The sequence below is a fragment of the Planctellipticum variicoloris genome, from assembly GCF_030622045.1.
GTDB lineage: Bacteria > Planctomycetota > Planctomycetia > Planctomycetales > Planctomycetaceae > Planctellipticum > Planctellipticum variicoloris.
Genome location: NZ_CP130886.1, coordinates 4,166,525 through 4,179,007 on the forward strand (window position 1 = coordinate 4,166,525; position 12,483 = coordinate 4,179,007).

Annotated in this window: 6 protein-coding genes; 1 reads left to right on the forward strand and 5 read right to left on the reverse strand. The window is 63.8% G+C overall.

Features of this window, described 5'->3' with window-relative positions; translation table 11 throughout:
• The first annotated feature begins 240 nt into the window (after positions 1–240).
• The gene (locus SH412_RS16215) at positions 241–750 is read left to right on the forward strand and encodes a hypothetical protein (RefSeq protein ID WP_336519061.1); all 510 of its coding nucleotides are present in this window, start codon (positions 241–243) and stop codon (positions 748–750) included.
• Between the two features lie 14 nt (positions 751–764).
• On the opposite strand, the gene SH412_RS16220 is transcribed toward SH412_RS16215, so the two are convergent.
• From SH412_RS16220 to glgX, 5 genes are all read right to left on the reverse strand, one after another.
• The gene (locus tag SH412_RS16220; RefSeq protein ID WP_336519062.1) at positions 765–5,864 is read right to left on the reverse strand and encodes a hypothetical protein; all 5,100 of its coding nucleotides are present in this window, start codon (positions 5,862–5,864) and stop codon (positions 765–767) included.
• Between the two features lie 421 nt (positions 5,865–6,285).
• Entirely contained in the window at positions 6,286–7,158 is an 873-nt protein-coding gene (locus tag SH412_RS16225; RefSeq protein WP_336519063.1) for an outer membrane protein, read from the reverse strand.
• 459 nt (positions 7,159–7,617) lie between these two features.
• Positions 7,618–7,938, reverse strand: a complete 321-nt coding sequence (locus SH412_RS16230) for a hypothetical protein (RefSeq protein WP_336519064.1) — start codon at positions 7,936–7,938, stop codon at positions 7,618–7,620.
• Positions 7,939–8,030: 92 nt separating this feature from the next.
• A complete protein-coding gene (locus SH412_RS16235) occupies positions 8,031–10,172 on the reverse strand; it encodes an AGE family epimerase/isomerase (protein ID WP_336519065.1) in 2,142 nt (713 codons plus the stop codon).
• Between the two features lie 170 nt (positions 10,173–10,342).
• Complete coding sequence (gene glgX, locus SH412_RS16240) at positions 10,343–12,469, reverse strand: glycogen debranching protein GlgX (RefSeq protein ID WP_336519066.1); 2,127 nt, start codon at positions 12,467–12,469, stop codon at positions 10,343–10,345.
• Positions 12,470–12,483: the final 14 nt, after the last annotated feature.

The following is a 12,483-nucleotide window of genomic DNA, read 5'->3' on the forward strand; positions in this document are numbered from 1 at the left end:
GAGAATTCCGGGGCAGCACTTGGAAGAATCTGAAGAAATTGCCGGCGACGGCAGATGGACGCTTTCGAACTGCACTGGGATCTGGGCATACTTTCGGTGTGCGGGCCCTGATAATTGAAGTCTGTCCGATGACCGTTGCGACCAGAGGTCTGGCGCGCGGAGCCGTGGGAATCGGGATGTTTCCACGGCATCGGCGGGCGCGGGGTCCTCGGCTCGTCCCTGAGCTTGAGGCGCCTGACTATGAAATCCTCTCCGACTGACGGTCGACGTCGTCGACTGCTGGTTCGTTCGCTGAAGTCGTCTCCGCTGGACGACCCGTCGCCATTCGATCTGGAGGTCCCGGACGATCCCTATTCGCTGGCGGTTCACAGCGAGGCCGAGGAGACGCCTGGCCCAGGCGAGGACGAAGCGGATACGGAGGAGATGGCCGTCAGTTCGCTGCCGGCACTCTCGCGGCTTGATGCAGTGCTGCTGGCCTTGCGCCCTGCTCTGCCGGAGGCTGCGGAGGCCGGCGTTCTGCGGGTCCCCGCGAAGATCGATATGCTGGTCAAGGATGCCGCCGTCCTGCGTGCGCGGATCCATCAGCTCGCCGAACTGCTGGAGACCTCCGCGGAGTTTCCGGCGGAGTCTGTGCAGGAGGCCTGGGACGATTGCCGCCGGCTGGCGGGTTTCGTGTACTGGGAGCTGGATCGGGGGCTGCCGCTGCCGGAATCGGCCAGCTCCCGCGCACGGGTGCGGAAAGCCCGCTGAGCGAGGCGGTCGGGCTATTGAACGGTTTCGAGTCCGCGTTCGAACATCGCCAGCTCATTGCGAGTGTCGGGCGTTTCCCAGCCCCGTTCGAGAATGGTCGACAGGCACTTCTGTCCGCGTTCGAGCCACGTCCGCGCGGCGGCAGGTTCGGACTGCGCCATTCGGGAATAAAGCACGCCCAGATTCCTCAGGCTTTGCGGGGTCTCGCCGAACCGCAGGACCAGTTCGTCGGCGACCTTCAGGCTCTGCCGGTAGCGCGTCAGAGCCCAGGCCTTTTCGCCGCCGAGCCGTTCCATGTCGCCCAGTTTGATCAGCGAGACGCAGACGTCGTGCAGACTTTCGGGAGTCGCTCCCCAGGCGTCGACGATTAACTGACTGAGTTCGAGACCGCGGCGATACCTGGCCATCGCCTGCAAGCGATCGCCAGCCAGCCGTTCGACGTCCGCCACCTTGAGCAGGGCAAATCTCAGCTCGCGCAGATTCTCGGCGGACTCCCCTTCGTCTTTGAGCAATCGTTCCGAGATCTCCAGGCTCTGACGATACTTCGGCAGCGCCGCGTGCTGGTCCCCTTGCAGCCGGGACAGGTCGCCCACGCGGATGAGAGCCGCGGCCTGATCGCGGAGTCCGGCCGAAGTTTCGCCGAATTCCTGGAGAATCCGCTCGAAGACCTCCAGTGCCTGGCGATAGAGATCCTGCGCCGCCAGGAGATTCTCTTCCTGCAGGTCCAGATCCCCCGCCTGCTGCAGTGCGCGACCGAGCGACCGGAGACGTTCCGCAGTGGGACCGTGGGACTCCAGCAGTTGTCGGAACACCTCCAGACTCTGGCTGAACGAGATCGCCGCGGCAGCCCAGTCTTCCTGAAGCAGTTCGGCGTTGCCGGCGAGATCGAGCACCGCTCCCAGATCGTGCAGGTGTTCTGCCGTCGCTCCGATCTTGCGAACGATTCGTTCGCGGATCCGCAGAGACTGCCGGAAATGAATCAGCGCCGCAGCCGGGTCGTCCCCGGCCAGTTCAAGCTGTCCCAGACGCTCCTGGATCTGGCTGAGCTGGGACAGGTTGTCGAGGGATTTGCCGAACTCCTGGACGGCGCGTGCGATGACCTCCAGGCTCCGGCGATGCCCGGCCAGAGCCGACTCGGTCTTTCCGGTTTGCAACTCGGCGTCCGCGATCCGTCCCAGCGCGATGCTGAGCTCGCGGAGCGACTCGGCCGACTCGCCGCCGTCCGCCACGATCCGTTCGCACAGATCGAGCGAGGCCTGAAAATGTTCCAGGGCGAGCCGAGGGTCGCCTGCAGTCCGATCGAAATCGCCAGATCGCCGCAGCGACGTCGCCAGTTCCCGCAGAGCCGTCGGACTGTGCGGCTCGGATTCCACGAACTCCCGGCAGAGCTGCAAATGCTTGTCGAGCCAGCCGCGGGCTGCTTCCGGACGGAACTGCCGGATGTCGAGATCGCCAAGGCGGAGGAGCAGCGATCGAGCCTGGCACAGATCTTCCGCGGAGACTTGCGACGTTTCGAGCCGATGTTCGTGGACGCTCCAGGCCTGCTGATAGCGTTCGCGGGCCGACGAGAGATTTCCGCTCTGGCGCTCTGCGTCGCCGACGCCCGTCAGCGTGGCGATTAACCCCCGCAAATGCTCGGGCGCCGTGCCAGTTTCGTCGATTTGCCGGATCCAGACCGGCAGGCTGCGCTGAAATGCGGCGAGCGCAGCCTGGGTTTCGCCGGCAGACAGTTCCAGTTCGCCGAGGGTCTGGAGACGTTCGGCCCATTCGATTGACGACTGGCCGGTCTCGGAGAGTCCGGCCGTCAACCGGTCCTGCAATTCGACGCTGCGACGGAAGTGCGTCAGTGCCGCCGCGTGATTCCCTGCGGCCAGCTCCACCCGGCCGACCTTCGCCAGCAGTTCGGGGAAGCCGGCCAGGCCGTCGGCGGCGGCGGTCGTCTCGGTCAGCAGCCGCTCGCAGAGTTCGAGGCTCCGCCGGTAACGGTTCCATGCCGACTCCCGATCTCCTTCGGCAAGTTCGCAGGCGCCGAGACTGACGAGCGATTCACCGAGCTGCTGAATCGCATGGGCGCGCTCGTCGAGCTGCTCCAGTTCACGTTCCTGACTCTGCAGGCGTTGAGCGAGTGGCAGCGACGATTCTGATGCCGACTCTGTCGCTATCGCAGCTCCATCCGTGCGGAAGTCTCCGACAGCGTTCCCATCCTGCAGCAACAGCTCGCGGATCTCGACGAGACGGCGAGTGCTGGCAATGGCTGCGAGCCGGTCGCCGACGTCTTCTTCGAGTTTGACGATCGCGACGAGCAACGCTTCGATCGTTGGAAGTATGGCGCGAGGCTCATCCGCAACGGACAGTCGCTGTTCGTGGATTTCCCGGCAACGCCGGAAGTGCGTCAGCGCGGACGGGAGGTCGCCGCGTGCCAGCTCCAGTTCTGCGACCTGCAGGCGTCTTGTCGCAAGGAAGTCGATGGTCCCGGTCTGACGGCCGTCGAGAATCGCCAACCGTTCAAGGCCGTCCAGTCCGCGCCGAAGATGCTGCAGCGCCCCGTCCGAATTGCCTGCCGCCAGTTCAACGTCGGCAACCTGCAGTCGTCGGTGCACCAATGGCTGGAGATCTTCCTGCGAATCGCCAACGAACTGCAGCAGGCGCTCGCGGAGCTCGATGCTGCGACAGTAACTGGCGACCCCGGCGGGGATCTGGTCCAGCTCGGTTTCCAGATCGCCGATCCGCGCGGCGGCTTCCGCGGCCTCTCGCAGTTCGGCGGCGGCCGGCGGTTCCAGTTCCAGCAGACGCTCCAGTGCCCGCAGTTTCCGGCGCTGTCGCTGCAGAGCGCCGGTCCGGTCTCCGAGAGACAGTTCGAGGTCACCCGTGCGGTCCAGGTGCTGACAGAACTCGCGAAGCGCTTCCGGGGACTCTCCCCCCTGTTGAAGTCGGTGCTCCAGAAGTTCCAGCAGGCGACGATTGCAGCTCAGTGCGGCGTCGCGATTATCGGCATTAAGTTCGAGGCGTCCGGTCTTGAGGAGCAGCTCGGCATGGTCGGGAAGCTCTTCCGGGCTCCAGCCGAAGTCTTCCAGCAGTTGATCATAGAGAACGAGGCAGCGGCGGTACGACACCCGCGCGGCATCAGTCGAGCCTTCGGCGGACTCAAGGTCCGCCAGCCGCCAGAGTTGCCCTGCAAGCGTCCAGATCCCGGCGGCGTCTTCGCGCAGTTCCCGCAGCAGACGCTCCTGGGTTTCGGCCGCGGCCCGAAAGTGTTCGAGGGCCGAGGCCCGGTCCTGGACGGCCAGTTGCAGTTCGGCGATCTGCGTCTGGAGGTCGCGGCGGGCCTCCAGCGATTCGATGGTCGTCGGGGAATGTTGCAGCAGACGATCGTCCGCGGCGAGTGCGCCGAGGAATTGTTCCAGGGCTCCGGCACTGTCGTCGGCGGCGAGCAGCAGACGGGCGAGTTTCAGCAGCAGTTCCAAACGCGAGCGCAGGGTCTCCACATCGGCGAGATCCACTTTTACGAGCGAGTCGCCGATCAAGAGACTCTGACGGTAGTGCTCAATCGCCGCGGCGGCATTCCCTTCCGCGTGTTCCAGGCCGGCGATCCGGGTCAGCAAGCGGGCCTTCGCTTCGAGCCGTGGACGGTCGGTGGTCTCCGGCGTCTGCGAGCGCTGTTCGACTTCCAGGCTGCGGCGGAAGTGCTGCAATGCCGCAGACGGCGATCCGGCGGCCAGTTCGAGTTCTCCGATGGTCACCAGCCAGTCGCTCGCGTCGATCGCGAGTTGCCCGGAGTCCTCAGAGTCGGGCGCGAGCGTTTCGTAGTCCGCAAGCGCCTGCAGCAGGGAGGCTTTGGCGCCGGCGCGATCGTCGCTGCGGAGCAGAATCTGGCCCAGGTTACGGGCGGCTCGCATCTGCCACCGGTTGTCGTCGGCGGCCAGGATGCGAAGGCGTTCGTAAGTCTGACGAGCTTCGTCCAGTTCGCCGCGACGGCCGCAGAGCTGCCCCCACTGGTCGAGTGCGCCGAGGTCGTCCGGAGTTTCCGCGAGGACAACCTGCAGTTCGCGTTCGGCGACGGACAAGTCCCCACGAGCCAGCGCGAGGGTCGCCGTCTGCTTCCGCTGTTCACGGGCGAGGTTCTGCAGCTCGCGTTCCTCGCGGAGCAGCCGGGCGATTTGCGCACGGACCTGTTCGAGGCGCGCTGCACTCTGTTCGAGGGGTTGTTCGATGGTCTGCGGGATCGGATCCGAGGAGGAAATGTTGGCCGACGCCCCTTGCACGACAACCGCCCGGATCTCCTGTTCGCGTTGTCCGAGTTCGGACGAGGATTGGTCGAGCTCTCGCGGACGGCCCGACTCGCCGGCACTCTCTTGCGACGCACCTGTGACGAATTCGCGTGCGGTCGCCAGTGCGGCGTCGACGCGTGCGGCAGCCTGCGGCCAGCGCTGGCGGGCGTTCTCGCCGAACAAGTCAGGACTGCCGCTCTGCCACAGAGAATTGGCCCATTGCAGGACTCGTCGACATTCGACCTGATCGGAATCGGGCGAACGGCGGCGAGTCGACCTGGCCGCCGACGGAAACACGCTCAGGAGTTGCAGAAATCCCAGCAACCGCAGATGGGTGAAGTCGGACCGTCGGGATTTCAGGGCCGCGAGGGCTGCCTGGGGAAACTGCCGCTTCAATTTCTCAGAGACGACGGCCAGGCAGTCGTTGCTGACGGGTACGTTGCAGTGGTCACGCAACTGGTGCAGGAGAACCTGCCATTCGTGGTGATCGAGAGGCCGCAGGCCAGCCGGGGGCGTTTCCGCGCTCTGCAGACCGCCCGATTGCGACGGCCCCGCGCCGTCGGCGACTTCCCGCAGGAATCGCTCGGCCCGCTCCGCGAAGCAAGCCGCCAGCTTCTTCAACCGTTTTCGTTCGGCCACCACCGGCGTCTGTTGCGACTGCTCGGCGGTGGCGGCGGCGACTCGTTCGAGGGTGCGTGCGAGGAGGTGGATCAAGTCGCTGTCGATCGTGGAAGCCTCACCGAGTTCCCCGGAGTGCAGGGATTGTCTCCAGCAGGCAGCCAGGTCTCGTGACGATTCTCCCTCCAGCAGCTCGGCGAGGGCTTCCGCGGCATCGGCACGCGTCATTCTTGAAGCGACTGCCCCGACGACGACCTCGCCCGTGGCCAGGAGCGCGCGGCCTACGATCGCGGAAACGTCGCATTCCTCAGACATCAATCAGCCCCGCTGTCGGTCACAGAATTGTTGGCAGGACTGGCGAAGGAGTTCGCCAAATTGGCCCGTCGGAAAGGCGATATACCGGCCCGGCGAGACACTCATTGTGGACCAGTTCTGGACTGGCAGACAAACAGGTTTCTGCGTTTTTCCGCGGGAACCGACGAACTTTCCCTGCGACTGGTATTTCCGCCGATGGCTGTTGGATCAGTCCGCGGGCCGCGGGAGTCGTTCCAGGCCAAGGACGTCGAAGGACCAGGGCAAAATGAAGCAACCGCGTGAGACCCTGACAGGACTCGACGCGGCTGCCTGATTGAAACTTCGGCCGTGAGCCTTAGAAATTCACCCGCAGACCGAACTCGATGTTGTGCATGTTGGCGCCGTTCGGCTTGAACGTCGGAGCGTCGGCCGAAGCGAACGGGATCGAAGCGAACGTCAGCGTCGAACCGTGGAAGTAGCGGTAGCCGGCATAGAACTCCGTCCGTTCCGTGATCGGCCGCGATACACCGGCCCGGAACTGGTATGCAAAGGGCATATTGCTGGTCGAATTGACCGGTTGGCCGGTGAAGCCGACGTCGTTGAAGAACTGGGGGTAGAGGCTGTTGATCTGCGACTGATAAATCCCGATGCCGGCCCCGACGTAGGGCTTCAGCTTCCAGTCGCTGATCTGAAAGTCGCGGTAAGCGTTGAACATGAGCGCCCGCAGATTGACGTTGCCCGTAGTTCCGGAAGCGAGTCCGACCGCCCCGGCCTCTTTGCAGGTGTTATTCATGAAGGAGGTTTCCGCTTCGAGCCGGAACATCCCGAGCCGGAAGCCCAGCGCGGCGTTGGCCGCGAAGCCCTCGTTGAGGACGATGAACGTCCGGATGTCGCTCTGCTCCTGGACGCGTCCGCGATGAGCCAGTCCGCCGCTGATCGAGATGTACCAGGTTTCCGGCTTGCGGCACGAATCGCAGAAACATTCATCGGGAGTGCTGACGGCCCGAAACTTGGCCGTATTGGCGTCGCTGAGCGTCGCGGTGCGGACCAGGGACTGCGTCTCGGATTCCTCCGAAGCGGCGGTCTTCAGAATTCTGGGAAGACCTTCCGAGGCGTCGTCTGCGGATGCAGAAAAGAGGCCGTCAAAGGTCTGTGCGGAAACCTCGGGAAGAGCAGCTCCCAGAGCACAAAGAAACGCCGTCGCGCAAAACGCAGCCCGTCGAATCATGAGACGATCCTTCGTCGTTGGCTCGCAGTGGCGAGGCGGTCGCCAGGTGCGAGCGGAGGGAGTTGGAACTTCCGGCCTGCGCTCACGACGGCGCCGCTCCGGGGAGTCCCCTGTCGCCGGCTCCCAGCCAGCGACCTGAGTTCGATAAAATCCCGATCATCGCTTGCCCCGTCGCGGACGGACATGGACATTCGACTGGGCTGACTATCGACATCCACACGGGCGAAAACGCACGGTAGGCATATCTGATTCGACGGGAATTCGCGGGATGACCGGCGCGATCGCGACAACCCGCGAGACTCGAATAATCGTCACACTCGACGGGGTCGGCAAGCTTTCTCAAGAGGGCCGCGTCACTCGCCGCGGGGGGCCTGCTGGTGGCGATCTGGCAACCGCAGCGGGGAACAAAGCCTCACCGCAACTCATTTACCAGACACACCTTAGAGAATAAACAGCATTTCACGACCGGCCGAGCGACCCGCCGGTCAGCGAGCCGTTGAGCGGCTCAAAGTCCGCAGGGCGCCGCAGGACGCCTTCGCCGTCGTCGATGAATCTCAGCCCGCGCATCGTTTCGGGGAGGGCCTTCATCACCTGCAGAATGCCGAAGACGAAGACTCCGTGGTGCGCGCCCAGATACTGCGTGCAGGTCCAGTCGGTCAGTCCTTCCAGCATTTCCGACAGGCCGCTGCAGAACAGGATCACTCCGGCGATCAGGTTGAGGATCGGTTTGGTGGCGAAATGGTGCGCGAAGAAGAACGCGCGGATCAGAGAGCGTCTCATAAAGAATCCTGCCCTGACGAGACCCCGAAAGCAGGCTCTCCCCCCGGAAATCCGGAGGGAGAGCTGCTGATCAAAATCACTGCCGTGTCAGATCATGCCGTGGCCAGATCGGCCAGGATGATCTCGTCCACGAAGCCGCTTTCGGTCATTTCTTCTTTCACGGCGTCGCAGGCGCCGGCGACTGTGATGTCGAACGTCGCTCCGAGTTTCTGCTTCGTGAAGGCCAGCACGCGCATGCCTTCTTCCGAAATCGATTCCAGGTCGGCCGCTTCGAACACGATCGACCGGGCCCCCTGCTTGACGGCGCTGGAGACCGTTTCGCGGAGCATCGGCAGCGATTCGGCCGTCAGCTTGCCGGCCAGCGAGATGGTAGCCACGCCCTTGTCGACGCCGAGGAGGTCGGCCGTGAACGTGACGGCCTGCGGGACCAGCCGGACGCGGACTTTGAGCTTTCCGCCGGTCTGCGGCAGCTTCACCGTCAGCTTGGCGGCGTCGAAGTCGCGGTGTTCCTGACCGTTGATCCACACCTGTCCGATACGGACCGATCCTTCGGGCAGCAGGTCGGGCGAAACTCGCAGAGTGTCGTTCGGCAGCGCCCCGGCGGTCGGGCAGAAGTGGAAGTCCATCGGCTTTTTGTTGACGAGCAGGTTCGTATACACGGCGGCCAGGTAGGCCAGCTCGAACGAGTGGTAGCCCGACATCGAGTGCGAGCCCTTGCCGCGCTCCGTGCCCTGGGCGTACGGCAGGCCGTTCGCGAGGACGTTGAAGTACACGCCGCCCGACTGCGTATCGAGGAACCAGGCGTTGTAGAACGAGGCGGATTCGCGGGCGAGCCGGTCGTAGTCGGGCCGCTTCAGGACGCCGGCGAGGATGAAGTAGGCGAGGATCGCCTGCTCCTGCTGCCACCAGGCCTTGCGGTCGTGCCAGACAAAGCGATGGAAGTTCTGCCCCGGCTCGCGGACGCGTTCGACCACGTCGTACCAGCCGCCGCGCTGCAGGTCATATCCGGCGGTCGGCATGACGTCGGCGATTTTCGTCGCCAGGTCGGTGTAGGACTTCTTCGCGGTGAGCGAATTCATCCGCATCAGGTTCCAGGCGATCTTCAGGTTGTGCCCGACGACGGCCCGATTCTGCTGCCAGCCCCACGCCTGGTCCTTGGACCAGTCATCGTGGAATCGTTCCTGGACGAACGGGCTTTCGTCGTAGTCCGGGAAGTGCGCGGCGATGGTGTCAAAGGTTTCTTCGAGGAAGTCGGCGTACTCCTTTTCGCCGGTCGCCAGGTAGAGGTTGATCAGATACGCGGGGGCGTGATCGCCGACCGAGTTCCAGTTCTTCTTCGACTTGTTGGCGCCGAGCGTTTCGGAGTGCGGGCTGAGGGTGATCGGATCGATGTGGGAGTAGAAGCCCCCCTTCTCGGTATGGTCGCGGTAGTAGTCCCGGAACGACTTGATCGTCTCCTTGGCGTCGGCGAGGATCCGCGGATCGCCGGTGATGCGGTAAGTCTGCGTGGGACCGGCGAGGGCGTAAATCTGCTCGTAGCAGGGAAGAGCGTCATAGTCGTCGCCGAACTCCGAGGCGAAGACCTTCTGCATGGTGCCGTCCGGCTTGATGTCGACGGCGTGGTACCAGCAGGCGGTGCCGGTCTGCTTGTGTTCGAAGCGGAAGTGGGTGCGGAGGTACTCGGTCCCCTTCTCGGCGGCTTCGAGGTACCGATCGTCGCCGGTCATCAGGTAGGCGGAGGCGAACCCGTAGACCAGGCGCGAGATCGTGTCGGTTTCCTGACGGGTCGAGCCGAGCTTTTCGCCTTCGAGTTCGAGGTTGGTGCGGTAGTTGGAGTAATCGATCGGCCCGCCGCCGAACTGGGCCTTGAGGTAGAAGTCGCCGAGCTGCTTGACCTGGTTGATCCACCAGTCCTGCTCTTCGAAGCGGAACTCGTCGGGCTTGTCTCCGGTGAAGACGAGGTGTTTCGCTTCGAACCGGTTTTCCTCTTCAGGATAGAAGACGCCGTAGACGAAGACGTAGCGGCCTTCGACCAGCAGTTCCGAGATGCGGCCCGTGGCGTCGTGGAAATCTTCGCCGAGGTTTCGCACGACTTCGGCGAACACCGTCGGCGTGAGAGTGATCGCGAAGTCCCGCCCGTCGGTCGTCTTGACCACGAAGGTCTTCGTCGCAGCGTCATAGAGCTGCACGTACCCGGCAATGAGATCGGAGACCGTAAACGAGAGACTGTTCATTGAGCGATTCCTCGGGCATGGATAAGGGAGAGTCAGGGACGCGACCGGGAGGCGCCTTCGGGCGCCCCGGGGATTTCTACAGGTCCAGCAGTGCTGGATACTTCTGGCATCAACGGCGTGGGGTTTCGTTCCGGCTACACAGAGATTCGATTTTGCGCCGCGCCTTTCATTCAGCGGGAGATCAGCACAACGGCGCTGCGGCCATTGACGAGGTATTCGTTGCCGGCGATCAGGACTTCGCTCCCCTCGTCGGCGATGTCCAGCGGCGAAGCGAGGGATGTGTCCGCGGAGCGGAACCACTGGCGGTCTCCGACCGGGGGAAGTTCGAACGGCAGCGGCCCCCAGTGCATGTTCAACATCACGTGCACGTCGGCCTCTCCCTCGAAGCCGCCCAGCGTGAACGCCAGGGTGCGGGTCTGCGGGTCATCCCAGCCGGGGGAATTCAACTTGCATCCGTGCCAGCCGACGTCGGGCAGGCCGCGTTCGTTGACTTCCCCGGTGAAGAATCGCGTCCGGTGGATCGCCGGATGCCGCTTCCGGAAGGCGATGATCTTCTGCCAGAACCGCAGCAGCGGGGCGTTCTTTTCGGGCAGCGTCCAGTCGAACCAGTTGAGTTCGTTGTCCTGGCAGTAGGCGTTGTTGTTTCCGTTTTGCGTGCGCCGGACTTCGTCCCCCGCGACGAACATCGGCACGCCCTGCGACAGCATCAGCAGCGCGGCGAAGTTCTTGATCTGCTGGACCCGCAGTCCTTCGATCGCGGGATCCTGCGTGTCGCCTTCGGCGCCGCAGTTCCAGCTCATGTTGTCGTCGTTGCCGTCGCGGTTTCCTTCGCCGTTGGCGTAGTTGTGCTTGCCGTTGTAGGAGACGAGGTCGTTGAGGGTGAAGCCGTCGTGGCAGTTGATGAAGTTGACGCTGTTGATCGGCAGATGCCGCCGCGCCTCGTACAAGTCGGCGCTGCCGGTGATGCGGCAGGCGACGTCCCCGATCATCCCGGCGTCTCCCTTGACGAAGCGACGCAGGCTGTCGCGGTAGCGGCCGTTCCACTCCGCCCAGCGATAGCCGGGGAAGTAGCCGATCTGGTAGAGCCCGGCGGCGTCCCAGGCTTCGGCGAAGACCTTGGTGTCGGCCAGCGTCTCGGAGAGCTCGATGTGCCAGATGACGGGGGGATACTCCATGGGCGCGCCGTTTTTGCCGCGCGTCAGCACGCTGGCTTCGTCGAAGCGGAAGCCGTCGACGTGCATCTCCTTGACCCAGTATTCCAGGCACTCGACGATGAGTTTCTCGGTGACGGGATGATTGCAGTTGAACGTGTTGCCGCAGCCGGTGTAGTCGTAGAAGAATTCTTCCTGCCCGGGGGCGAGGTAGTAGTAGTTCTTGTTGTCGAGGCCCTTGAAGGAGAAGGTCGGCCCCTGGTGGTTGCCTTCGTCGGTGTGGTTGAAGACGACGTCGAGGATGACGCTGATGCCGGCCTTGTGCAGGGCCTTGACCATGTCGCGGAATTCGGCGACGTGGCTCCCCAGATCGGGATTCGTGCAGTAGCTCGAATGCGGGGCGAAGAAGGCCATCGTGCTGTAGCCCCAGTAGTTCTTCAGGGGCTGGCCGTCGACCCAGCGGAGCACTTCGCCGTCGTCGAACTCGAAGACCGGCAACAGTTCGATCGCCGTAATGCCGAGCTGTTGAAGATATGGAATCTTCTCAATGAGTCCCTTGAACGTACCGGGGTTTTCCACGCCCGAGGTCGGCGACTTCGTGAAACCGCCCAGATGCGTTTCATAGATGATGAGTTCGCTCATCGGCGCATTGAGCGGCTGGTCTCCCTCCCAGTCGTAGCCGGCGGTGTCGATGATGACGCTGCGGATCGACGTCGCCAGGTTGCTGCCCGGACGGCAGGCGTCGCCCCGGTTCCACAGCGTCCGGTTGTTGCCCTTGGCATAGGGGTCGATGAGCACTTTCTCGGGATCGAAGCGATGCCCGTTGTGGGGATCGTGCGGGCCGTCGACGCGGTAGGCGTAGTGCATCCCGGGCTTCACGCCATGCACGAAGATGTGCCAGAGATGAAAGCTCTTGTGGTGAACCGGATGGAGTTTGACGACTTCGACCGGCTCAATGTCGTCGTGCCGTTCGAACAGCAGCAGTTCCACGCTGGTGGCGTACTCGCTGAAGAGCGAAAAGTTCACGCCCCCCCGCTCGACCGTCGCACCGAGCGGATGGGTCCGACCGGGCTCGACCCGAAAGGGCGACGAAGTCGCAGGAGTCTTCGGTTGGAGGACTGGCATCGGCGCGGTGAGAGTGGTCATGTCGATCCTTTGGA

Coding starts and splice junctions, on each gene's coding strand:
- SH412_RS16235 (WP_336519065.1), bottom strand. CDS start 10,172: ATGAACAGTCTCTCGTTTACGGTCTCCGATCTCATTGCCGGGTACGTG.
- SH412_RS16220 (WP_336519062.1), bottom strand. CDS start 5,864: ATGACGCGTGCCGATGCCGCGGAAGCCCTCGCCGAGCTGCTGGAGGGA.
- SH412_RS16230 (WP_336519064.1), bottom strand. CDS start 7,938: ATGAGACGCTCTCTGATCCGCGCGTTCTTCTTCGCGCACCATTTCGCC.
- SH412_RS16225 (WP_336519063.1), bottom strand. CDS start 7,158: ATGATTCGACGGGCTGCGTTTTGCGCGACGGCGTTTCTTTGTGCTCTG.
- glgX (WP_336519066.1), bottom strand. CDS start 12,469: ATGACCACTCTCACCGCGCCGATGCCAGTCCTCCAACCGAAGACTCCT.
- SH412_RS16215 (WP_336519061.1), top strand. CDS start 241: ATGAAATCCTCTCCGACTGACGGTCGACGTCGTCGACTGCTGGTTCGT.